The sequence below is a fragment of the Pseudomonas syringae group sp. 26L6 genome, from assembly GCF_032587815.1.
In the GTDB taxonomy this organism is placed as follows: domain Bacteria; phylum Pseudomonadota; class Gammaproteobacteria; order Pseudomonadales; family Pseudomonadaceae; genus Aquipseudomonas; species Aquipseudomonas amygdali.
In genome coordinates, this window is record NZ_JAWHPJ010000031.1 from 18,807 (window position 1) to 39,827 (window position 21,021).

Below are 21,021 nucleotides of genomic sequence, written 5' to 3' on the forward strand. Positions count from 1 at the left end.
ATGCTGAAAGACCAGACAGAGGATCATCAGAAATGCCGGATCTACTCATCGACGGTAAGACCCTTCACTACGCTGACCAAGGCACCGGGCCGGTTGTCTTGCTCGGTCACAGTTACCTTTGGGACAAGGCGATGTGGAGTGCGCAGATCGACACGCTGGCCAGCCGGTATCGGGTGATTGTGCCGGACCTTTGGGGGCATGGAGATTCCAGCGGTTTTCCGGAAGGCACCCGCAATCTCGATGATCTGGCCCGTCATGCGCTGGCGCTGCTGGATCATTTGAATATCGAGCGTTGCAGCATCGTCGGGCTGTCGGTGGGCGGCATGTGGGGTGCGATTACTGCGCTGCTCGCGCCAGAGCGCATTACCGGGCTGGTGCTGATGGACACTTATCTGGGCAAAGAGTCGGAAGCCAAGAAAGCCCACTATTTCTCGTTGCTCGACAAGCTGGAACAGGCCGGTGCCTTTCCTGAGCCGCTGTTGGACATTGTGGTGCCGATCTTCTTCCGGCCTGGCATTGACCCGCAGTCGCCGGTGTATCAGGCGTTCCGCTCCGCATTGGCGGGTATGAATGCAGAGCAGTTGCGCCAGACTGTAGTGCCTCTGGGGCGAATGATCTTTGGTCGCGATGACCGGCTTGGGTTGCTTGAACAACTGAATGCCGACACCACGCTGGTAATGTGTGGGGATGCAGACATCCCGCGCCCGCCTGAAGAAACCCGTGAGATGGCCAGCCTGATTGGCTGCCCTTACGTGCTGGTGCCTGAAGCGGGTCATATTGCCAATCTGGAAAACCCGGATTTTGTGTCAGGGGCGCTGATGACGTTTTTGGCGCGGGCTAATCAGCAGCAGGGTTGAGGCGGGCTGGTTTCTACGCTGGGCCCTCTAGATCGGACGCGGAGCGTCCAGAACGGCATGCGACGCGGAGCGTCGCACGATAGTTGGATGATCGTTCCGCACGCTCCAGCGTGGGAATGCCGTTCGTGACGCTCCGCGTCACAAGTCTGTGTGTCACCGCGTATTCAAGGGCGTCAGCAGACCATCAATTCAACACACCATCCAGAATCGCATACACAATTCCCGAACCCACGGCGATCAGTACGACGTCGGTGCCCAGGCGTCGCCATTCGTAGCCGTCATAATGTGGCAGGTATTGCAGCGAGCGGCTGTCCAGGCGTTTACCGTAACCAGGTGGCAACGGACGGCCCTTGGCGATGTGTACGCCAGGTGGCAGCGGCTGGCCTCGGCCGATGACGTCGCGGTGCTGCTGGAAGGTCTCGCGTACCGGGCCGAAATCCTGCGGTGGGCGGTTGCCGCCACGGTTGTCCTGATGGGCCTGTCTGCCTGGCTGACTGGCCGGGCCTTTATCCGGACCTCGGCCATTGTCATTGCCAGGGCCACGGTCATTGCCACGCTCGTTATGGCCGCCGTTGTTCTGCGGTCCCTGCTGCTGGCCGCCGCGGTTGTCGTCCGGGCCATCACCGCGCTGGTCAGGCGGCGCCGCTTGCAGTAGCGGGCTGGCGCTGATCATCAAGATACCCAGCCCGGTGATAAAACGGTTTGGCAGTTTCATGGTGCTTCCTCAGCTTCACTCAATGCAGCAAAAAGGGGTTCATGACATTGGTCATGAACCCCTTGTGTCGTGCTACATAGAACCGCTGATAGCGCTTTGATTCCTCTGTATCAGAAACTTTACCCTCAGCCGATGCGTGCGTTACGTACACCTTCGGCCAATGCGGCGCACAGAGTCAACACGCCATCGATTGCCTTTTCAGGCGACTCGGCAGTGGCGATCTTATCGACGAACGCCGAGCCCACTACAACGCCGTCTGCCAGACGAGCAATGGCCGCTGCCTGCTCGGGTGTGCGGATACCGAAACCGACGCTGATCGGCAGGCTGGTGTGGCGACGCAGGCGTGCGATGGCTTCAGTAACGTGCTCGGTGGTCGCCGAGCCAGCACCGGTTACACCGGCAACCGACACGTAGTAGACAAACCCGGAGCTGCGCTCCAACACACGCGGCAAGCGCGCATCGTCGGTGGTTGGCGTGGTCAGGCGGATGAAGTCGATACCGGATGCCTGTGCAGGCGTTGCCAGTTCGGCGTCGTGCTCGGGAGGCAGGTCAACGATGATCAGACCGTCGACGCCCGCTTCTTTTGCCTGCGCCACGAAGGCTTCGACGCCAAAGCGGTGGATCGGGTTGTAGTAACCCATCAGCACAATCGGCGTGGTCTGATCGTCGACACGGAATTCGCTGACCATCTGCAGGGTTTTCTGCAGGGTCTGGCCCGCGTCCAGAGCGCGTAGCGTAGCGAGCTGAATCGCCACACCGTCTGCCATCGGATCAGTGAACGGCATGCCCAGCTCGATCACGTCAGCACCCGCAGCAGGCAGGCCCTTCAGGACTTGCAGCGAGGTGTCGTAGCCTGGGTCGCCGGCGGTGATGAAAGTGACCAGCGCCGCACGACCTTCGGTTTTCAGCTGGGCGAAACGTTGTTCGAGACGGCTCATACCAGCTTCTCCTGAGTTTTTTCGGCGGCTGCCATATGGTTCATGACGGTTTGCATGTCTTTGTCACCGCGCCCGGACAGGCACACGACCATCAGGTGGTCGTCGCGCAGGTTGGTTGCCCGCTTCATGGCTTCGGCCAGTGCGTGAGCGGTTTCCAGTGCCGGGATGATGCCTTCGAGCAGGCAGCATTGATGGAAGGCATCCAGCGCTTCGTCATCGGTGATGCTGACGTACTCGACGCGTTTCACTTCGTGCAGGAAGGCGTGCTCCGGGCCGATACCCGGATAGTCCAGGCCAGCAGAGATCGAGTGCGCGTCGGTGATCTGCCCGTCGCCATCCTGGAGCAGGTAGGTACGGTTGCCGTGCAGCACGCCCGGTACGCCGCCATTGAGGCTGGCCGCGTGCTTGTCGGTATCCACGCCGTGACCGCCCGCTTCAACGCCGATGATTTCTACGCTGGCGTCATCGAGGAACGGATGGAACAGGCCCATTGCGTTGGAGCCGCCACCCACGCAGGCGATCAGGCTGTCCGGCAGACGACCTTCCTTCTCCTGCATCTGCTCTTTGGTTTCCTTGCCGATGATGGCCTGGAAATCACGCACCATCGCCGGATACGGATGCGGACCTGCCACAGTGCCGATCAGGTAGAAGGTGTCGTCGACGTTGGTCACCCAGTCACGCAGGGCTTCGTTCATCGCATCTTTCAGGGTGCCGGTGCCGGAAGTGACCGGTACGATTTCAGCGCCCAGCAGCTTCATGCGGAACACGTTGGCCTGCTGACGCTCGATGTCGGTCGCGCCCATGTAGATCACGCAAGGCAAGCCAAAGCGCGCCGCGACGGTAGCGGTAGCAACGCCGTGCATGCCCGCGCCAGTTTCCGCAATCAGGCGTTTTTTGCCCATGCGCTTGGCCAGCAATACCTGGCCGATGCAGTTGTTGATCTTGTGCGCGCCGGTGTGGTTCAGCTCTTCGCGCTTGAAGTAGATCTTCGCGCCGCCACAGAATTCGGTCAGGCGCTCGGCGAAGTACAGCGGGTTTGGACGGCCCACGTAATCGCGCTGGAAGTAGGCCATTTCCTTGGCGAACTCCGGGTCGGCCTTGGCGGCTTCGTACTCGCGGTTGAGGTCTAGCACCAGCGGCATCAGGGTTTCAGCCACGTAGCGGCCGCCGAATGAGCCGAACAGGCCGTTGGCGTCGGGGCCGCTGCGGAAGTTGGTCTGGGTCATGAAGTGCTCCAGTTGCAGTATTGGGCGAATGAATTGAGCCGGATCGGCAATGGGTCCACTTTAACCAGCGCACGGCTGGATGAAAACCGATAAGATCGCTACAACCTGTCAGGAAAACTCACAGATCATGAGCCGCGACCTTCCTCCCCTCAACGCCCTGCGTGCTTTCGAAAGCACTGCCCGACTTGGCAGTGTCAGTCAGGCGGCCGAACAGCTGAACGTGACGCATGGTGCTGTCAGTCGCCAATTAAAAGTGCTTGAAGAACACTTGGGTGTAAGCCTGTTCAGCAAGGACGGACGAGGCTTGAAACTCACAGATGCAGGCATTCGGTTACGCGATGTGAGTGGCGAAGCATTCGATCGATTGCGCGGCGTATGCGTCGAGCTGAGCAAGGGCAGCGCAGACGCGCCATTCGTGTTGGGATGTTCCGGCAGCCTGCTGGCGCGCTGGTTCATACCGCGTTTGAGCCGTCTTAATGCCGAGTTGCCAGACCTGCGCCTGCACCTGTCGGCAGGTGAAGGCGACCTTGATCCGCGCCGGCCCGGCCTGGATGCATTGCTGGTATTCGCCGAGCCGCCGTGGCCTGCAGACATGCAGGTTTTCGAACTGGCGAGCGAACGAATCGGGCCGGTCTTGAGCCCACGCTTCGCGCGATTCGAAAGTCTGCGCGATGCACCCGCCGCAGCACTGCTCAAAGAATCACTGTTGCAAACCACCTCACGTCCGCAAGCCTGGCCAAGCTGGGCGCAGCACAACGGCATCGATCCGCGATCATTACGTTACGGGCAGGGTTTCGAGCATTTGTATTATTTGCTGGAGGCGGCTGTGGCGGGCCTTGGCATTGCGATTGCGCCGGAGCCTTTGGTCATCGATGACCTTAAAGCCGGTCGCCTGGCTGCGCCATGGGGTTTCAGCGAAACCCCGGCGCAGCTGGCGCTTTGGATACCCAGACGTGCGGCCGATGGACGGGCGCGCCAGCTTGCTCAGTGGTTGAAAAATGAGCTGAAGCGGTCTGAGGACCCGATCAGAATCTGATCAGTTACCGCGCTTGAACAGCATGTAGGCAGTGATCAGGCCAATGGCACCTACCGCAACACCAGCGGTGGTCCAAGGGTGCTCCTGAGCATAGTCACGAGTTGCCAGTGCATTTTCGCGGGTTTTCTCTTTAACGTCTTCGTAGACATCGCTGAGCAGGCTGCGCGAATGGCTCAGTGCGCTTTCAGCGTTGGCTTTCAGATTTTTCAGTGTCTTGCGCGACTCGTCGGTAGCGTCGGCTTTCAGGCCCTCGAGGGACTTCAGGAGGCTCTCGATCTCAGCTTCCATACTCTGCAACGAGGCTTTGCGAAGTGACGTAGTAGCCATGGTGTTTCTCCTGCAATGATGAGTGGGCGTGTTGTTTCCGACTCCGGGCTTTTTGGAAAGTGCGATGGGATTTTTGCAAAGCGCTGAACTTTTGCGCGCGTTCTCCTGACAGAAGCAGGGAGCGCGGTCTATATCGCGTCTTTTCCAGACCTTCAGGAGAACTGCCATGACCGATCATCACACGTACAAAAAAGTTGAAATCGTAGGCTCTTCCACTACCACTATCGAAGACGCCATCAACAACGCCCTGGCCGAAGCCAGCAAAAGCCTCGACCTGATGGAATGGTTTGAGGTGACCGAAACCCGCGGCCATATCGAAAACGGCAAAGTCGCGCATTTCCAGGTCACCTTGAAAGTCGGCTTCCGCATTACCAATAGCTGATGCCCTTCTGAACCTTTCGGCTGGCCGATTGCCATAACCTGCGCTACACACACACTGATATCACCACACGGTTGATGTGTGGGCGTGGGGGTTTTCAATGGGCGCCTGTTCCGATGGCGTCTTCATTTGGCCGGACGAGAGGGATTACCCATGAAGAAGTTTTTGTTGGCTGTAGGCTTGCTGAGCATTGCAGGTACTGCCCTCGCGGCAGGCAAGCCATGTGAAGAGTTGAAAAGTGAAATCGACGCCAGACTCCAGGCGAAGGGCGTAACGTCCTACACGCTGGAAGTGGTCGAGAAAGGCAGCGCGTCCGACAAGCAAGTCGTCGGCACCTGCGAAGGCGGCACCAAGGAAGTCGTTTACCAGCGCGGTTGATTGCCAGTCGGGCCTGACTCAGGTCGGTTCGCCCGGCTAATCCCGTTTGCAGGTTTCACGAACAGCATCGCCCCGGACTGTCATCCAGTCCGGGGCGATGCTGTTTTTGAAGCCCGCGTTGTGACCCGAAAGGTTGCTATCAGCCTTGTGCGACCTGCGCCAGAATCTCGTAGGACCGCAGCCTGTCCTCGTGCTCATACATGTCGCACGTGAAGATCAGTTCATCGGCATCGGTCTGTTCAAGCAGCACATCCAGTTTGGCGCGGATCTTGTCCGGGCCGCCAACCATCGCCAGCCCCAGGAAGCTCGCCACCGCTTCACGTTCATGCGGCAGCCACAGGCCGTCCATGGATTCGACCGGTGGGCGCTGCATCAGACTGTGCCCGCGCATCAGCGCGAGGATGCGCTGGTAAACAGATGTCGCGAGGTATTCGGCGTGCTCGTCGGTGTCTGCCGCGGACAGCGGAACGCCGAGCATCACGTAGGGTTTGTCGAGCACGGCCGATGGCTGGAAGTGATTGCGGTACACGCGAATCGCCTCATGCATATAACGCGGCGCAAAATGCGACGCGAAGGCATACGGCAAACCGCGCATGCCTGCCAGTTGAGCACTGAACAGGCTCGAGCCCAGTAGCCAGATCGGCACGTTGGTGTCTGAGCCAGGAACAGCGATCACTTTTTGATCAGGCGTACGCGGCCCCAGATATTCCATCAGCTCGGTGACGTCATCCGGAAAATCTTCGGCGCTGCCGGAGCGTTCGCGGCGCAAGGCGCGAGCGGTCATCTGATCGGAACCCGGCGCGCGACCCAGCCCCAAATCAATCCGACCGGGATACAGGCTGGCCAGCGTGCCGAACTGCTCGGCAACCACCAGTGGTGCATGGTTGGGCAGCATGATCCCGCCAGCCCCGACACGAATGGTCGACGTGCCGCCTGCCAGGTAGGCGAGCAGCACCGAGGTCGCTGAACTGGCGATGCCGTCCATGTTGTGGTGCTCGGCCACCCAGAAGCGGTTGTAACCCAGCTTTTCAACATGCTGGGCAAGGTTGAGCGAGTTGCGCAGGGAATCGGCGGGCCCTTTGTCGTGGCGCACCGGCACCAGATCAAGGGTGGAAATTTTTACATCTGCCAGACGTTTCATAGGTCGGGGTAGCTCCTCGAATTGTGATGGGCTGGCTGCTGGAGCTGCCCATGATGAAACAGCAGTGCGGGCGCAAGTCTGGCTTTTCAATGGCAGGCGGATAAAAACCTACTTAAACGCTTGGTCTTTCCGACGGTTGAACTTTCCAGAGCCGTCTATCCTCAGAACCTTGTAACAGCATTGATCCAAATTCATCTCAAGAAGGAGCCACCATGAGCATCGTCAAGAAAGCATCCGCCCACTGGGAAGGTGATCTGAAAAACGGTATCGGCAGCATTTCCACGGAAACCGGCGTGTTGAAAGAAGCGCCTTACGGCTTCAAGGCTCGTTTTGAAGGCGGTAAAGGCACCAACCCTGAAGAATTGATCGGCGCGGCCCACGCAGGCTGCTTCTCGATGGCATTGTCCATGATTCTGGGCGGTGCAGGCCTGACTGCTGAGAGCATCGACACTCAGGCTGACGTGACGCTTAACCAGATTGAAGGCGGTTTTGAAATCAGCGCTGTGCATTTGACCCTAAAGGCCAAAGTGCCAGGCGCAACGCAGGAGAAGTTCGACGAACTGACCAAGCAAGCCAAAGAAGGCTGCCCGGTTTCCAAGGTGCTGAACGCGAAGATCACCCTGGACGCTACATTGCTGAGCTGATTCACAGCCAGCCTTGCGGGGGCGCCTTGTGCGCTCCTGTATCTGCTGTATAAAGCTGGCTTGCTTCATCGGTCATGCGTTGGTTGACGCATGGTTTGATTTTGATCAGGAGTCGAGCATGAAACGTTTTATTCTGGCAGTAACCTGCACCCTGCTGGCAACCAGCGCCCTGGCGGCGCCGAAATCCTGTGAAGAACTCAAGGATGAAATCGAAGCCAAGATCCAGGCCAACAACGTCACGTCCTACACGCTGGAAATTGTTAGCAACGAAGAGGCTTCCGATCCCAGCATGATCGTCGGCAGCTGCGACAACGGTACGAAAAAAATCATCTACCAGCTCAACGGTCGCTGATCAGATGCAGTGCACCCCACCCTCTTCTTCCTCTTCGGCCACCACCTTGCGCTCTGCATCGTAAAGCCAGGCGTCGACACTGTTCGCCAGTGAGCGTACCTCCAGCACATATCGCTGCCCGGCAGCGAAGTGGTCGTAACGAACACTGACGTAACACGTGATCTCGGTGTACTCGTCGCCGATCATCCCCATGCCGCCCGACCGGTACTCATAGTCATAACGCACCTGTAACTCATGGCTGCCCGGCGTCACCTGAAAATAGCGCCCGTCGTAGGTGTTCTCGCCATCCAGCTTGTCGCCCATGATCAACTGGCCGGTGACGGTGCGCATCTCGACCCACGCCATGTCCGGGCTGACCGCAGGCAAGGGACCTGCACATCCGGAGAGAGCTGTCAGGGCTAATGCGGTTATCGGGGCTGTGATGCGCATTTTGGCGGTTCCGGGATGTGTGAGTTGATTTAAGGCGGCAGGCCTGCCCTGCCATAAGCGTGACAGGCATCTTAAGATACTTCGACTGAAAATCAGCGTTCGCGAGCAAGCTCGCACACAAAGATGGCATTTCAAAGTGCGTGTGAATCAGCTTCATGCGTTGGCACCTTTGCGTCCAGCTATATAAGCCCGCTTGAATAGTCAGTCGCGAATTTTGATTTCTACAGTCAATTGATAGAATAATTTTATTGAGGTCTTATAAAATTTTCTTGATTCCTGGTTGTCGATTGTGCATTTTTATTAAGTGCCTTGTGACCTCAAAGCATGTGTCAAGGAATAGACAGCTTTTGTTGATGGCAGAAACTGTCTCAATCAAAAAACATTAGGGATGTGAAAAATGTGGAGTAAACGGGGTGAAAAAAGCGAGTCGCTAGTTACCAATCTGGCGGGAACTTTGAATGATCAGCCATGGAATGACTATTCTTTCGGCTTGGGAATCAATGCCGAAAGCGGTGCGTTTGCTGTACAAGCAGTTAGCCCCATTACACCAGAACCTGGTAGGGCGAAAAATACCGTTCAGAAGTACGAAGTGATTGCGACCGCTGACGACTATAGCCGACTTTTCAAAGCGGAAGCTCAGGGCGAATACAATGTAGGTGCTGCCAGTGCATCGGCATCCGCGTCATATTTGTCCAATGTCACGTACTCTGAAACCTCGTTGACGATATTGGCTTTCTATGACGTGACGGACGCGGATTATGCCTCGCTGAGTTCAGCGCCAGCCTTCACCCCTCAGGCCAGTGAGTTGGCAAGCTCGAACCCGGCTGGCTTTCGGGGCACGTATGGCGATTACTTCGTTGCCACCGCGAAATTCGGCTCACGCTTCGTGGCTACTTATACGTGCAGCACAACGACGACTACTGAACTGCAGACTTTCAAAGCAGCCGTTGCCGGTAAGAAAGACATATTAAGCGCGTCCGGGGCTGCGGAATTCGAGTCGCTGGCAAGCTCAAGCGATGTCCATGTGAAGGTGGCGGTCACCATGAACGGGACGTCAGGAAAAGCGCCTCCTGTCGGGGCTGACGCTAACAGCATTCCCACTCTATTGACGTGGTTTACAGAAAACCTGCAGCCTGTTCCGCGTCGTGCCAGGCTGATTCATTATTCCCAGATCGATAACCGCATTCCCAATACGTTACCGCTAAACCCCGATAACTTTGCCAAGGTCAAGACCATCGCGTTTCAGTTGCAGGAACTGGAGTCACTCACGTCGGCCATTCCGGGCTATTACTCCACCCAGCCCTACAGCCTCACCCCGCCCGTTCAAGGCATCAATACTGTAGCGGACACGCAGCAATATTTAACGAATCAGTACAGCGCACGTATCGGAACGTTGCTTTATGAGCCTGACGCGGCAAGTCAGTTAAGTCAGCAAGTCTCTGAGCTGACCAGAAGCCTTCAACCTTCGCTCGCGTTGTTCTCTTTCTATCAGAGCCTGACGCTCTCACCGCCGAATGAGTTAGCGAGCGGTGTCTATTCGACGTCGGCCGGGATCAAATCCACCGAACTTACCAATGTTTCAATTCAGGAGGACAGTCAGCATTACAGCGCTGATTGGACAATCGGCCACCAAAGCCACACCTTCTCATTCCCGTTCGACCCGTCTGAAGGGGGGGCTATTATTACCGGCTGGTACATTCAAAACGGCTGGAACAGTGAAACCAACGGCGACTGGAAGTCCAACGGTGCGATGATTGGGAAAACATCAGGGTCCTTCTACGTTGAAAGCAACTATGATCGAGGCTGCAACTGGAGTCTCCACGTTTATTACCTGCCCCGGTCCACATTCCCGTGGCTGGCGAGAACAACGTCCTGATCCGACCATTCACGGATAGCACTCCCCTAACCTGGCAGCCCGGGCGCACTCTCCTGGTGAGCGTGCACCCGGGCTGACGTACTTTCTTCAGGCTTTGCTGTGCCCTCCGGTTCCAGCGTTCGCCGTAAGCGCTTCATAAACCACACGTGCGACGCCCGGCTATCGGCGCAAGGTTCGATTTTGTCGAATCACTTTTTAATCGGCGAATCTCGACAGTTGCACATCTCCCTGCCCGTCCGGCATAACATCATCCTGTCCAAATCACCAAAGCCCTCCCGCTCATGTCCACGCTGACCGCCCCACGCCTTTGTCGCGTCCTTTCACTGATGGCAGTTACGCTGCTCGTCGGCTGCTCCAGCGTTTCCTATTACGGCCAGTTGGCTCAAGGGCAGTGGCAATTGCTGCAGGCTCGCGAACCGGTGGCGAAGATCGTCGCTGACCCGAAGCGGGATGCCGGGTTGCGTGAGCGTCTGGCCCGTTCACAGTTAGCACGGACGTTTGCCAGTGAACATTTGCATCTGCCGGATAACCAGAGCTATCGCCTGTATGCGGATCTGGGACGTCCTTATGTGGTGTGGAATGTGTTCGCGACCGACGAGTTTTCGCTGGAGCCTGTTACGCATTGTTTTCCGATTGCCGGCTGCGTCGCGTATCGCGGTTATTACAGCCCTGGCGGGGCGCGTGGTGAGGCGGCGTTGCAGAGGCAGGCGGGCAAGGATGTGTATTTGAGCGGTGTGGAGGCCTATTCGACACTGGGCTGGTTCAATGACCCGATTCTCAGTTCGATGATGGGCTGGGGAGATGAGCGTTTGGCGACGCTGATTTTTCATGAGTTGGCGCATCAGCGGTTTTATGTGAAAGACGACACCGAGTTCAACGAGTCCTACGCCAGCTTCGTCGAACAGGAAGGTACGCGGCAGTGGCGTGCGGCGCGGGGTTTGCCGCCGGAGAGTGTTTCGCAGTCCGCACGGCGTGACCAGTTTATCCGGTTGGTGCTCGACACTCGGGAGCGGCTCAAGGCGTTGTATCGTCAGCCGTTGTCGGCTGAGGTGATGCGCGCGCGCAAGGCTGAAGAGTTCGAGCGGTTGCGCAGTGACTACCGCAAGTTACGCGATGAACAATGGGCAGGCGACAAGCGTTTTGATGCCTGGATCAACAGCCCGATGAACAACGCCAAGCTGCTGCCATTTGGTCTTTATGATCAGTGGGTGCCAGCGTTTGCAGCGTTGTTCAGGCAGGTGAATGGCGATTGGGTGGCGTTTTTCAATGCCGTGGAAAAGCTGGGAGGGCTGCCGGTCGAGGCGCGCAAGGCGGCGTTGCAGCGGTTGATGCCCTGAGTGCGATTATTGTTACTACGCTGCGCGTGGTAATGCCTTTCTGGACGCTCTGCGTCCGGTCTCGAGTGAGCGGCGCTGTGCAGATTTGTGACGCAGAGCGTCACGGGATGCATTCCTACGCTGGAGCGCAGGAACGATAGTCAGGCCTTATCAAACCCCTCAGCCAGATGCTGATCCTTGAGCTTCACGTAGTTAGTGGCGCTGTACGGAAAAAAGGCGATTTCCTTGTCGGTTAATGCACGTACCTGTTTGACCGGGCGACCAACGTACAGAAAGCCGCTTTCCAGCACTTTGCCCGGTGGCACCAGGCTGCCTGCGCCGATGATGACCTCGTCTTCGACAACCGCGCCGTCCATGATCGTCGTGCCCATGCCGACCAGGATGCGGTTGCCGATTGTGCAGCCATGCAGCATGGCCTTGTGGCCGATGGTCACTTCGTCGCCGATCAGCAGCGGGAAACCGTCCGGGTTGAAGGGGCCTGCGTGGGTGATGTGCAGCACGCTGCCGTCCTGCACACTGGTGCGGGCACCGATGCGGATGCGGTGCATGTCGCCGCGTATCACCGTCAGCGGCCAGACGGAGCTGTCGGCTCCGATTTCAACATCGCCGATAACCACCGCTGAATGGTCGACAAAGGCCCGTTCGGCGAGGGCTGGGGAGTGGTCCTGAAACTTGCGAATGGCCACGATAGGCTCCTTCTTTGGCAGTGATAGGCGTGCAGAGCGGGTTTGGTTGCTGCGGTCGGCGTCGATTGTAATTAAGATGGCTGGGTGTTTCTTCCAGCCAAGGTGCAAAACCGTGAGCGCGAACAACCCTCTTCTGCAATCGTACGACCTGCCACCCTTTTCGGCGATTCGTGCCGAACATGTCAAACCTGCTGTTGAAAAAATCCTGGCGGACAACCGTGCCGCGATTGCCGACATCCTCGCTAAACAGGGGTCGACACCGACCTGGGCCGGGCTGGTCCTGACGATGGACGAATTGAATGACCGCCTGGGCGCTGCCTGGAGCCCGGTCAGCCACCTGAACGCCGTGTGCAACAGCGCTGAGCTGCGCGAAGCGTATGAGTCGTGCCTGCCGGCGTTGAGCGCCTACTCCACCGAGATGGGCCAGAATCGCGCACTGTTTCAGGCCTATGAAGCGCTGGCCAACGGTCCTGAAGCCGCCACCTTCGACGTCGGTCAGAAGACCATTCTGGAGCAATCGCTGCGCGATTTCCGCCTGTCCGGCATCGATCTGCCGCCTGAACAGCAGAAGCGTTACGCTGAAGTGCAGAGCAAACTGTCGGAGCTGGGCAGCCAGTTTTCCAACCAGTTGCTCGATGCCACTCAGGCCTGGACCAAGCTGGTCGCCGATGAGTCCGCCCTCGCCGGCCTGACCGATTCTGCCAAACAGCAGATGGCTGCCGCCGCCAAGGCCAAGGATCTGGAAGGCTACCTGATCACGCTGGAATTTCCGAGCTACTACGCGGTGATGACCTACGCCGAAGACCGCGCACTGCGTGAAGAAGTCTATGCGGCTTACTGCACTCGCGCGTCGGATCAAGGCCCGAATGCGGGCAAGAACGACAATACCCCTGTCATGGAGCAGATCCTCGACCTGCGTCAGGAACTGGCGCAACTGCTTGGCTATGCGAACTTTGCCGAGCTGAGCCTGGCAACCAAGATGGCCGAGTCCAGCGATCAGGTGCTGAGTTTCCTGCGTGACCTGGCCAAGCGCAGCAAGCCGTTCGCGGCCCAGGACCTGGAGCAGCTCAAGGCCTACGCCGCCGAACAGGGTTGCCCGGATCTGCAAAGCTGGGACAGCGGTTTCTACGGCGAGAAGCTGCGCGAACAGCGCTACAGCGTTTCCCAGGAAATCCTGCGTGCCTACTTCCCCATCGATAAAGTGCTCGGCGGTCTGTTCGCTATCGTCCAGCGTCTGTACGGCATCGAGATTGCCGAGCAAAAAGGCTTCGACACCTGGCACCCGGATGTTCGTCTGTTCGAGATCAAGGAAAACGGCCAGCACGTCGGGCGTTTCTTCTTCGACCTGTATGCGCGCGCCAACAAGCGTGGCGGTGCCTGGATGGACGGCGCTCGTGATCGCCGTCGCACGGCTGAAGGTACTCTGCAAAGCCCGGTGGCCAATCTGGTGTGCAACTTCACGCCTGCGGTCGCGGGCAAGCCTGCGCTGCTGACCCACGATGAAGTCACCACGTTGTTCCACGAATTCGGTCATGGCCTGCATCATCTGCTGACCCGCATCGATCATGCCGGCGTATCCGGTATCAACGGCGTGGCCTGGGACGCCGTCGAGTTGCCGAGCCAGTTCATGGAAAACTGGTGCTGGGAGCCCGAAGGCCTGGCGCTGATCTCCGGTCATTACGAAACCGGCGAGCCATTGCCGCAGGACCTGCTGGAGAAAATGCTCGCCGCCAAGAACTTCCAGTCCGGCCTGATGATGGTGCGTCAGCTGGAGTTCTCGCTGTTCGACTTTGAATTGCACGCCACCCACGGCGACGGCCGCAGCGTGCTGGAGGTGTTGGAAGGCATTCGTGACGAGGTTTCGGTGATGCGTCCGCCTGCCTATAACCGTTTCCCAAACAGCTTCGCGCACATCTTCGCAGGCGGTTACGCAGCCGGTTATTACAGCTACAAGTGGGCCGAAGTGCTGTCTGCCGATGCGTTCTCGAAATTCGAGGAAGACGGTGTGCTCAACGCCGAAACCGGTCGCGCCTTCCGCGAAGCCATTCTGGCCCGTGGCGGTTCACAGGCACCGATGGTGCTGTTCGTCGACTTCCGCGGACGCGAGCCGTCGATTGACGCACTCTTGCGTCACAGTGGCTTGAGTGAGGATGCGGCAGCATGACCGATACACCGGTAATCATTACCAAGAAACGCTTCATCGCCGGGGCTGTTTGCCCGGCGTGCAGCGAGCCTGACAAGCTCATGATGTGGAGCGAAAACGACGTGCCGCACCGCGAATGCGTGGGTTGCGGCTACAGCGATACGCTCAACGAACAAGGTATTTCGATACCGAAGGAGCTGGGTACGCGGGTCAACAAGGTGGTGGTCAAACCGGCAGACCCGAAGGTGCAGGGTGTGCAGTTTTTTCCGAATCCGAAGTTGAAGAAGCCGGTGGATTTGGGTTGATTGATCCATCGCTAAAAAGGGGCGTATAAAACGCCCCTTTGCGCAAGATAGAGGCTGAGGGTCTTCGCACGCACGGCTTTACTGGCTGGAAATTTTCAGTTTTACAAATGCGTTGACCAGACCCAGAACAAGTTCATTATCTGCCTGGCCAACACCTGCTACTCCGTCGACATCAGCACCGCTTTTAACGGTGTCGTAGGGCTTGCCTAATTCTGGTGTAGTAGCATAAGCCGTATGGGATAGTTCACCTTTTTGAGTAACTAAAATCTTGAGCCCAGGAAGCGTGTAGTCGGTGCCTACCGACTTATCAAGGTTCCAGAACTCCACCAAAACCTCAGGAACTCCATCACTTTCAAAATCGTCACTAGAAATTCTGATTTCATAATTAGCCATGTTCTCAATCCTCTTTTATTGATTGAGATGCCAGCACTGCGGACCTTTCCGGCACCTGTAAAAATTAAGGTTTTGCGCCAAGCCTAAGCCGGGCCTTACCAATCCGCCAGCTCAGCGACCTTCTTCCTGAACGCCAACGCCAGAACATGGAGCACTTCCTCATCCCTGCCCAGTTGGCCTCCTATTATTTCGTATCGTCCATGAGGATAAAGTTTTATCAGGGCATGTTCTTGAAGTTCATTATCCTCATAAAACTCAATGGCTATTACAGGATGGTTATGTCGCTTGGTATCTTCAGCCCACAACCGAATCTCGTACTTGACCATCACCCACCTCGTTTTCAGGTAAATGCGCCAGTACCCGCTAGCCGAGTTGGCGTTTCGCTACACTAGGCCTGACGAGAAAGTACGTCTACTGGCAGAAGTAACAGGTGGTTGTTTGTACAGGGAGGAACGTATCTAACGGCGGGCGGTAATAATGCTTATTAGTCTATTGCGGACACGCGGCAGGCGCCACGTGTCCGTCCATATATTGAAGTCTCAGCTTTCTGTCTGCAGCCTGCGTTTCTCTGCCAGACGGCTTCTGCCGTACAGCACCGCAATGGCGATCAGGGCAATGGCCTGTGCGCTCAGCGAGTACAGGTCGGCGTGGATACCCAGCCAGTCGAACTCGAAGAACGGCACGGGCCTGGTACCGAATATGCCCGCTTCCTGTAGCGCCTTGACGCCGTGACCGGCAAACACCACTGACAGCGCGCACAGCAGCGCAGCGTTGATACCGAAGAACAGCGACAGCGGCAGCTTCGCCGAACCGCGCAGGATGACCCATGCCAGGCCCACGAGCAGCACCAGCGCCGTGGCACCACCCGCCAGCACGGCATCGTGCCCGGCGGGTCCTGCCTGCAACCACAGGGTTTCATAGAACAGGATGACTTCGAACAGCTCGCGATACACCGAGAAGAACGCCAGCACCGCGAAGCCGAAACGACCACCGCCGCCGACCAGACTGCTTTTGACATAGTCCTGCCATGCGGCGGCATGACGACGGTCGTGCATCCACACACCAAGCCAGAGCACCATTACGCTGGCAAACAGCGCGGTGGCACCTTCCAGCAATTCACGCTGTGCGCCGCTGACGTCGATGACATAGGCCGCCAGTGCCCAGGTACCCAGCCCTGCCAGCAGCGCCAGACCCCAGCCGATGTTGACGCTGCGCACCGCAGACTGCTGGCCGGTATTGCGCAGAAACGCCAGAATCGCCGCCAGCACCAGAATCGCTTCCAGCCCTTCACGCAGCAGAATCAACAAGCCCGAGACGTAGCTCAGCGACAGACTCAGACCATCGCTGCCCAACAGCCCCGCCGATTCCTTGAGCTTGCCTTTGGCCGCTTCCAGCTTTTGGGCAACCTGCGCCAGCGGCAGGCTATCCTGCAAGGACTGTCGGTAAGCCATCAGGCTTTTTTCAGTGTCCTTGCGCACATTGGCGTCTACGTTATCCAGCGAGCTTTCGACCAGTTCGAAACCTTCCAGATACGCCGCGACCGACAAATCATAGGCCTGCTCGCGATCACCGGCCTTGTAGGCAGCCAGGCTTTTGTCCAGCGTTACACTGGTGTAATCCAGCAGTTGCGCCGGGCCGCGCTGCACCTGTGGCGGCTGCGCGCGCTGGACACGAAAGGTTGCGCTGGCATCCGGCCCCTCGGCTGTCTGAACTTCGGCAGGTGTCTGACGAGCCAGGTCGGCGATGTTGAAGGTCTTGGCTGGGTTGGCAACCGGTTGCGCACTGAAGCTGGCGATATAGGTCGCGATGTCCCAGCGCTGGCGGTCGTCCAGCTGGTCGGCAAATGCGGGCATATCGGTACCGGCGATGCCCAGCCCGGTCGCGTTGTAGAGATCATAAAGACTCAGGCGATCCAGCCGTGCCGTGTCACGCAGGTTTGAGGGAGGCGGTTCCAGGCCGATGCCTGCCGGGCCATCACCTGCGCCGCTATCGCCATGACAGACCGAGCAATGTTGAGCGTAAAGGGGCGCACCACGGGCGGGGTCCGGCGTAATGGCCGGGGCCTGGCTGACTTCGTAGGCAAGTGCGAGCTTCGCACTCAACTGCCGCGCCTGACGAGCGACCTGCGCACCGTCCTGTCGACCCGCTACGGCGCTTTTCAGCTGCGTCACGGCCCGTTCCAGGTCAGCACGCTCTGCGCGTTGCGGCAGGGCCACGACGAGGCCTTGCAGCGCGGCCAGGTTGTCGACCTGCTGTTGATACTCGGCGCTATTCACGACCTTGCCGTCCGCCACGGTCGCCGGGTAATCGGCCCCCAGGTAATCCAGCAGATGCAGCGCCTGGGCGGCACCCTCGACCGGGTCGGCCAGCGCAATGCAGCTGCCCAGCGCCAGAAGCGGCAACAGTAACCAGGCAAGAAAACGAGAACGGACGGGCATTGCAGAATCTCGACGGGAATGCGAAGCGTTGCATTGTTAACGCCGCAACGGCACTACTCAATAGTCGAGGTCTATTTTTGTTACAGAATCTTACGTTCGGCCTTCAATCGCCCTGAACAGAACGTATGTCTGTTCAGGGCTCGAGACCGACACGTTTCAGGCCGTACCGCGATGCAACGTCGCGAGGAAACCTGCCGCGCCTACGAACAGGCTGGCGAAGGTGCGGTTCATGCGACGTTGCTGGCGAGGCGTCTTGAGCAGGCGCAGCACCTTGGATGCCAGCCCGGTGTAGCCCGCCATCACGATCAGATCGACCACCACCATGGTCGCTGCGATGATCGCGTACTGGATGAGCAGCGGAGCGGCCGGGTCGATGAACTGTGGCAGGATCGCCAGAATGAAGATCAGTGCCTTGGGGTTGCTGATATTCACCAGAAAGCCGCGAAAGACCAGCGTCATCGGTTTGCCCACCGGGCGCACGGCAGATTCATCGGCCAGGTCGGCTGGCAAAGCGCGCCATTGCTTGATGCCGAGATAGACCAGATACGCGACGCCGAACCACTTGATCAGCGTGAACGCCATATCCGAGGCCGCCAGCACTGCGCCAAGACCTGCCGCGACAATGGCGATCTGTGCCACCAACGCGATCTGCAAGCCCAAGGCATTCCAGTAGCCCCTCCAGAAACCGTATTGCAGGCCGCAGGACATGGAGGCGATAGCGCCTGCGCCAGGGGAAAGGCTGATAATCCAGCAGGCTGCAAAGAAGCCCAGCCACGTTTCAAGCGCCATCACACACCTCAAGCAAAGTCGAATGCCCGATAAATTAGTGGTTAACGCTTTGGAAGGCTAACTATTTTTAATCCTGCTCGTCAGGCTGCTTCGCAACCACCATCTGTGGAAACAGATCACTGCCGCGCCAGCGCCGGACCGACTTCTGGAAAAACTGGCTATTGGGCACCTGAACCAGCGCTCCACCGGCTTCCGGGGTCTCGATCAGGGTGGTGAACATCAGATTGATAGCGACCACGCGACCTTTTACCCCGGGCTTGTCCAGCGTATCGACCAGCTCGACCATGTCACCGATGCGGAACGGGCCGATGGTGAAGATCAAAATGGCGCAGAGCAGGTTCGACAGCACGCTCCACATGGCGAAGAACGCCACCGCCGCGACGGCTACAAAGCCGGACAGTGCCGTCCACAGCACCGTGGCCGAAACTCCGAGGCGGCCGAGGACGAGAACAAACGCGCTGCCCATGATCAACCAGCGCAAGCCGCCACGCACCGGCACCAACAGCTCTGGCGGCAATGGATAGCGCTCGCCCAGACCGGTCAGAAAACCGCCCACGATGCGTTGCAATACGTAACCGGCCAACAGGATCAGCAGAATCTGCGCACCCACCAGCAGCGGTTCAAGCCAGTACGCGGATACCGGCAGGCCCAACATGTCCATCACTTCCCCGCCTCTCTCACGACAATGCTTCCAGCTCGGCCTGCATGGACTCCAGCAGTTCCAGCGCCTGCATCCAGGCGTCTTCCAGCTCGGACTCACGCACTTTCAGCTTGGCCTGCTCGGCCAGCAGGTCGCGCAGTTTGTCCTTGTTGGCCGCCTCGTAGTTGGTGCTGTCCGCCAGCGCTTCCTCGACCTTGGCGAGTTTTTCATTCACCAGCCCAAGGTCACGCTCCAGCTTGTCGGCTTCACGCTTGTGTGGCGCCAGTTGCTGACGCAAGGCCGCTGCCTGCTGACGTTGGGCTTTCTTGTCAGTCTTGTCGGCGTTGACTGGCGTGGTGCTGACCGGCGCGTTGCGCAGGCGGTAATCGGCCAGCCAGCGCGTGTAGTCATCCAGATCGCCGTCGAACTCCTGTACGCGGCCGTCAGCCACCAGCAGGAAGTCATCGGTGGTGCTCTTGAGCAAGTGCCGATCGTGAGACACCACCAGTACCGCGCCACCGAACTCCTGCAAGGCCATGGTCAGCGCCAGACGCATCTCCAGGTCGAGGTGGTTGGTCGGTTCATCGAGCAGCAACAGGTTAGGCTTTTCCCAGGCAATCAGCGCCAGCGCCAGACGCGCTTTCTCGCCACCGGAGAAATTCAGCACGGGCTCATCCAGACGTGCGCCACGGAAATCGAAGCCGCCGAGGAAGTCGCGCAGCGTCTGTTCACGCTCGGTCGGTGCCAGGCGCTGCAAGTGCAGCAACGGGGTCGCCTTGGCGTCCAGTGAGTCAAGCTGATGCTGGGCGAAGTAGCCGACGGTGAGGTTTTCGCCACGCACCAGCCGACCGCTTTGCGGCTCGAGCTCGCCGGCGAGGTTTTTGATCAGCGTCGACTTGCCTGCGCCGTTCGGACCCAGAAGGCCGATGCGTGCACCGGGCGTGAGTTGCAGCTTGACCTTCTCGAGGATGGTCTTGTCGCCGTAACCCAGACGCGCGTCTGACAGATCCAGCAACGGGCTGGAGATCTTGTCGGACTCACGGAAAACGAAGTTGAACGGCGAATCGACGTGCGCGGCGGACAGCTCTTCCATGCGCTCCAGTGCCTTGATCCGGCTCTGGGCCTGACGGGCCTTGGTGGCCTGGGCCTTGAAGCGCGCGATGTATTTTTCCATGTGCGCGCGTTGCGCCTGCTGCTTCTCGTAGGCCTGTTGCTGCTGGGCCAGACGTTCGGCACGAGCGCGCTCGAAAGCGCTGTAGCCGCCACGATAAAGCGTGATCTTGCGTTGCTCGACATGGGCGATGTGATCGACCACAGCGTCCAGAAAATCCCGGTCGTGGGAAATCAGCAGCAAGGTGCCAGGGTAGCTTTTGAGCCAGTCTTCAAGCCAAAGGATGGCGTCCAGGTCCAAGTGGTTGGTCGGTTCGTCGAGCAGCAACAGGTCCGATGGGCACATCAGCGCTTGCGCGAGGTTCAGGCGCATACGCCAGCCGCCGGAGAAACTGCCGACCTGACGTTCCATCTGTTCGTTGGTGAAGCCCAACCCTGCCAGCAGCTTGCGTGCCCGCGCGTCTGCGGTATAACCGTCGGCGCTGTCGAGCTCCGAATGCAGACGCGCCTGAGCAGCGCCGTCCTGCGCGGCTTCCGCCTCGGCCAGCAGACGCTGAACCTCACGCAGGCGCTCGTCGCCGTCGAGTACGTAGTCCACGCCCAGGCGCTCAAGGGTGTCGACCTCCTGACGCATATGCGCGATACGCCAGTCGGCGGGCAGCAGGCAGTCACCGGCATCGGGCGTCAGCTCGCCACGCAGCAAGGCGAACAGGCTGGATTTACCGGCGCCATTGGCACCGATCAGGCCGGCTTTATGGCCGGCGTGCAGGGTCAGCTCGGCGTCTTCTAGCAGACGTTGCGGACCACGCTGTAAGGTAAGGCTTTGAAGTCGAATCATAATGGCGGCGGAGTCTACCAGCTTCGTCCTGAACAGGTGGATCA

General features: G+C 58.6%; 23 protein-coding genes. 10 read left to right on the forward strand and 13 right to left on the reverse strand.

Translation table 11 applies throughout. From position 1 onward, the window contains the following. Window positions 1-32 precede the first annotated feature (32 nt). Window positions 33-857 (forward strand): alpha/beta fold hydrolase, encoded by an 825-nt coding sequence (locus RYA97_RS15805; protein ID WP_117139770.1) that lies wholly within the window; start codon window positions 33-35, stop codon window positions 855-857. 184 nt (window positions 858-1,041) lie between these two features. Here the strand turns inward: RYA97_RS15805 and RYA97_RS15810 are convergent, their stop codons facing one another. From RYA97_RS15810 to trpB, 3 genes are all read right to left on the reverse strand, one after another. After that, window positions 1,042-1,572: an anti-virulence regulator CigR family protein gene (locus RYA97_RS15810; protein ID WP_004662871.1), complete on the reverse strand. Its 531-nt coding sequence runs from the start codon at window positions 1,570-1,572 to the stop codon at window positions 1,042-1,044. A 125-nt stretch (window positions 1,573-1,697) separates the two neighbouring features. Beyond that, window positions 1,698-2,510, reverse strand: coding sequence for a tryptophan synthase subunit alpha (gene trpA / locus RYA97_RS15815; RefSeq protein WP_004660359.1), 813 nt, complete (start codon window positions 2,508-2,510; stop codon window positions 1,698-1,700). Continuing rightward, the gene (gene trpB / locus RYA97_RS15820; protein WP_002551347.1) at window positions 2,507-3,736 is read right to left on the reverse strand and encodes a tryptophan synthase subunit beta; all 1,230 of its coding nucleotides are present in this window, start codon (window positions 3,734-3,736) and stop codon (window positions 2,507-2,509) included. The genes trpA and trpB overlap by 4 nt, the downstream gene beginning before the upstream one ends. Before the next feature lie 79 nt (window positions 3,737-3,815). Here trpB and RYA97_RS15825 point away from each other — a divergent pair, with 79 nt between their 5' ends. Then, window positions 3,816-4,772 (forward strand): LysR family transcriptional regulator, encoded by a 957-nt coding sequence (locus RYA97_RS15825; RefSeq protein WP_117139769.1) that lies wholly within the window; start codon window positions 3,816-3,818, stop codon window positions 4,770-4,772. Here the strand turns inward: RYA97_RS15825 and RYA97_RS15830 are convergent, their stop codons facing one another. Then, window positions 4,773-5,099, reverse strand: a complete 327-nt coding sequence (locus tag RYA97_RS15830; RefSeq protein WP_002551349.1) for a YqjD family protein — start codon at window positions 5,097-5,099, stop codon at window positions 4,773-4,775. 166 nt (window positions 5,100-5,265) lie between these two features. Here RYA97_RS15830 and RYA97_RS15835 point away from each other — a divergent pair, with 166 nt between their 5' ends. Next, window positions 5,266-5,481 (forward strand): dodecin, encoded by a 216-nt coding sequence (locus RYA97_RS15835; protein WP_002551350.1) that lies wholly within the window; start codon window positions 5,266-5,268, stop codon window positions 5,479-5,481. 150 nt (window positions 5,482-5,631) lie between these two features. Beyond that, window positions 5,632-5,856, forward strand: a complete 225-nt coding sequence (locus RYA97_RS15840) for a DUF1161 domain-containing protein (RefSeq protein WP_002551351.1) — start codon at window positions 5,632-5,634, stop codon at window positions 5,854-5,856. A 139-nt stretch (window positions 5,857-5,995) separates the two neighbouring features. Here RYA97_RS15840 and RYA97_RS15845 read toward each other — a convergent pair whose 3' ends face one another. Next, window positions 5,996-6,997, reverse strand: coding sequence for an LLM class flavin-dependent oxidoreductase (locus tag RYA97_RS15845; RefSeq protein WP_004660365.1), 1,002 nt, complete (start codon window positions 6,995-6,997; stop codon window positions 5,996-5,998). Between the two features lie 212 nt (window positions 6,998-7,209). Here RYA97_RS15845 and RYA97_RS15850 point away from each other — a divergent pair, with 212 nt between their 5' ends. Beyond that, window positions 7,210-7,641 carry an OsmC family protein gene (locus RYA97_RS15850; protein WP_002551353.1) on the forward strand — a complete coding sequence of 144 codons (432 nt, stop codon included), beginning with the start codon at window positions 7,210-7,212 and terminating at the stop codon, window positions 7,639-7,641. 118 nt (window positions 7,642-7,759) lie between these two features. Continuing rightward, window positions 7,760-7,993 (forward strand): DUF1161 domain-containing protein, encoded by a 234-nt coding sequence (locus RYA97_RS15855; RefSeq protein WP_011167298.1) that lies wholly within the window; start codon window positions 7,760-7,762, stop codon window positions 7,991-7,993. Here RYA97_RS15855 and RYA97_RS15860 read toward each other — a convergent pair whose 3' ends face one another. After that, a complete protein-coding gene (locus tag RYA97_RS15860) occupies window positions 7,994-8,359 on the reverse strand; it encodes a hypothetical protein (RefSeq protein ID WP_162883005.1) in 366 nt (121 codons plus the stop codon). 460 nt (window positions 8,360-8,819) lie between these two features. Here RYA97_RS15860 and RYA97_RS15865 point away from each other — a divergent pair, with 460 nt between their 5' ends. Both RYA97_RS15865 and RYA97_RS15870 read left to right on the forward strand, forming a co-directional pair. Then, window positions 8,820-10,298 (forward strand): hypothetical protein, encoded by a 1,479-nt coding sequence (locus tag RYA97_RS15865; RefSeq protein WP_016980485.1) that lies wholly within the window; start codon window positions 8,820-8,822, stop codon window positions 10,296-10,298. Window positions 10,299-10,579: 281 nt separating this feature from the next. Further along, window positions 10,580-11,635: an aminopeptidase gene (locus RYA97_RS15870; RefSeq protein ID WP_016980486.1), complete on the forward strand. Its 1,056-nt coding sequence runs from the start codon at window positions 10,580-10,582 to the stop codon at window positions 11,633-11,635. A 140-nt stretch (window positions 11,636-11,775) separates the two neighbouring features. Here RYA97_RS15870 and RYA97_RS15875 read toward each other — a convergent pair whose 3' ends face one another. Further along, window positions 11,776-12,321, reverse strand: coding sequence for a gamma carbonic anhydrase family protein (locus tag RYA97_RS15875; RefSeq protein WP_005743924.1), 546 nt, complete (start codon window positions 12,319-12,321; stop codon window positions 11,776-11,778). 76 nt (window positions 12,322-12,397) lie between these two features. Between RYA97_RS15875 and prlC the strand changes: the two genes are divergently transcribed. After that, a complete protein-coding gene (prlC, locus tag RYA97_RS15880) occupies window positions 12,398-14,485 on the forward strand; it encodes an oligopeptidase A (protein ID WP_187126165.1) in 2,088 nt (695 codons plus the stop codon). Continuing rightward, complete coding sequence (locus tag RYA97_RS15885; protein ID WP_005743922.1) at window positions 14,482-14,769, forward strand: YheV family putative zinc ribbon protein; 288 nt, start codon at window positions 14,482-14,484, stop codon at window positions 14,767-14,769. Before prlC ends, RYA97_RS15885 begins: the two co-directional genes overlap by 4 nt. A gap of 78 nt (window positions 14,770-14,847) precedes the next feature. Here the strand turns inward: RYA97_RS15885 and RYA97_RS15890 are convergent, their stop codons facing one another. The 6 genes from RYA97_RS15890 to abc-f all read right to left on the reverse strand — a co-directional run bounded on the left by RYA97_RS15890 (window position 14,848) and on the right by abc-f (window position 20,977). Further along, complete coding sequence (locus tag RYA97_RS15890) at window positions 14,848-15,162, reverse strand: hypothetical protein (protein WP_005743921.1); 315 nt, start codon at window positions 15,160-15,162, stop codon at window positions 14,848-14,850. A 95-nt stretch (window positions 15,163-15,257) separates the two neighbouring features. Then, window positions 15,258-15,488, reverse strand: a complete 231-nt coding sequence (locus RYA97_RS15895) for a hypothetical protein (protein WP_005743920.1) — start codon at window positions 15,486-15,488, stop codon at window positions 15,258-15,260. A gap of 213 nt (window positions 15,489-15,701) precedes the next feature. After that, entirely contained in the window at window positions 15,702-17,600 is a 1,899-nt protein-coding gene (locus tag RYA97_RS15900; protein ID WP_005743919.1) for a cytochrome c/FTR1 family iron permease, read from the reverse strand. Window positions 17,601-17,756: 156 nt separating this feature from the next. Continuing rightward, entirely contained in the window at window positions 17,757-18,389 is a 633-nt protein-coding gene (locus RYA97_RS15905) for a LysE family transporter (RefSeq protein WP_003432697.1), read from the reverse strand. Window positions 18,390-18,456: 67 nt separating this feature from the next. Next, window positions 18,457-19,050, reverse strand: coding sequence for a mechanosensitive ion channel family protein (locus RYA97_RS15910; protein WP_002551363.1), 594 nt, complete (start codon window positions 19,048-19,050; stop codon window positions 18,457-18,459). Window positions 19,051-19,066: 16 nt separating this feature from the next. After that, entirely contained in the window at window positions 19,067-20,977 is a 1,911-nt protein-coding gene (gene abc-f, locus RYA97_RS15915; RefSeq protein WP_005743916.1) for a ribosomal protection-like ABC-F family protein, read from the reverse strand. Window positions 20,978-21,021 lie beyond the last annotated feature (44 nt).

Bases quoted from the DNA above. Each gene is read 5' to 3' on its own strand.
- RYA97_RS15805 (WP_117139770.1), top strand. From the start codon at position 33: ATGCCGGATCTACTCATCGACGGTAAGACCCTTCACTACGCTGACCAA.
- RYA97_RS15810 (WP_004662871.1), bottom strand. From the start codon at position 1,572: ATGAAACTGCCAAACCGTTTTATCACCGGGCTGGGTATCTTGATGATC.
- trpA (WP_004660359.1), bottom strand. From the start codon at position 2,510: ATGAGCCGTCTCGAACAACGTTTCGCCCAGCTGAAAACCGAAGGTCGT.
- trpB (WP_002551347.1), bottom strand. From the start codon at position 3,736: ATGACCCAGACCAACTTCCGCAGCGGCCCCGACGCCAACGGCCTGTTC.
- RYA97_RS15825 (WP_117139769.1), top strand. From the start codon at position 3,816: ATGAAAACCGATAAGATCGCTACAACCTGTCAGGAAAACTCACAGATC.
- RYA97_RS15830 (WP_002551349.1), bottom strand. From the start codon at position 5,099: ATGGCTACTACGTCACTTCGCAAAGCCTCGTTGCAGAGTATGGAAGCT.
- RYA97_RS15835 (WP_002551350.1), top strand. From the start codon at position 5,266: ATGACCGATCATCACACGTACAAAAAAGTTGAAATCGTAGGCTCTTCC.
- RYA97_RS15840 (WP_002551351.1), top strand. From the start codon at position 5,632: ATGAAGAAGTTTTTGTTGGCTGTAGGCTTGCTGAGCATTGCAGGTACT.
- RYA97_RS15845 (WP_004660365.1), bottom strand. From the start codon at position 6,997: ATGAAACGTCTGGCAGATGTAAAAATTTCCACCCTTGATCTGGTGCCG.
- RYA97_RS15850 (WP_002551353.1), top strand. From the start codon at position 7,210: ATGAGCATCGTCAAGAAAGCATCCGCCCACTGGGAAGGTGATCTGAAA.
- RYA97_RS15855 (WP_011167298.1), top strand. From the start codon at position 7,760: ATGAAACGTTTTATTCTGGCAGTAACCTGCACCCTGCTGGCAACCAGC.
- RYA97_RS15865 (WP_016980485.1), top strand. From the start codon at position 8,820: ATGTGGAGTAAACGGGGTGAAAAAAGCGAGTCGCTAGTTACCAATCTG.
- RYA97_RS15870 (WP_016980486.1), top strand. From the start codon at position 10,580: ATGTCCACGCTGACCGCCCCACGCCTTTGTCGCGTCCTTTCACTGATG.
- prlC (WP_187126165.1), top strand. From the start codon at position 12,398: ATGGCTGGGTGTTTCTTCCAGCCAAGGTGCAAAACCGTGAGCGCGAAC.
- RYA97_RS15885 (WP_005743922.1), top strand. From the start codon at position 14,482: ATGACCGATACACCGGTAATCATTACCAAGAAACGCTTCATCGCCGGG.
- RYA97_RS15890 (WP_005743921.1), bottom strand. From the start codon at position 15,162: ATGGCTAATTATGAAATCAGAATTTCTAGTGACGATTTTGAAAGTGAT.
- RYA97_RS15895 (WP_005743920.1), bottom strand. From the start codon at position 15,488: ATGGTCAAGTACGAGATTCGGTTGTGGGCTGAAGATACCAAGCGACAT.
- RYA97_RS15900 (WP_005743919.1), bottom strand. From the start codon at position 17,600: ATGCCCGTCCGTTCTCGTTTTCTTGCCTGGTTACTGTTGCCGCTTCTG.
- RYA97_RS15905 (WP_003432697.1), bottom strand. From the start codon at position 18,389: ATGGCGCTTGAAACGTGGCTGGGCTTCTTTGCAGCCTGCTGGATTATC.
- RYA97_RS15910 (WP_002551363.1), bottom strand. From the start codon at position 19,050: ATGGACATGTTGGGCCTGCCGGTATCCGCGTACTGGCTTGAACCGCTG.
- abc-f (WP_005743916.1), bottom strand. From the start codon at position 20,977: ATGATTCGACTTCAAAGCCTTACCTTACAGCGTGGTCCGCAACGTCTG.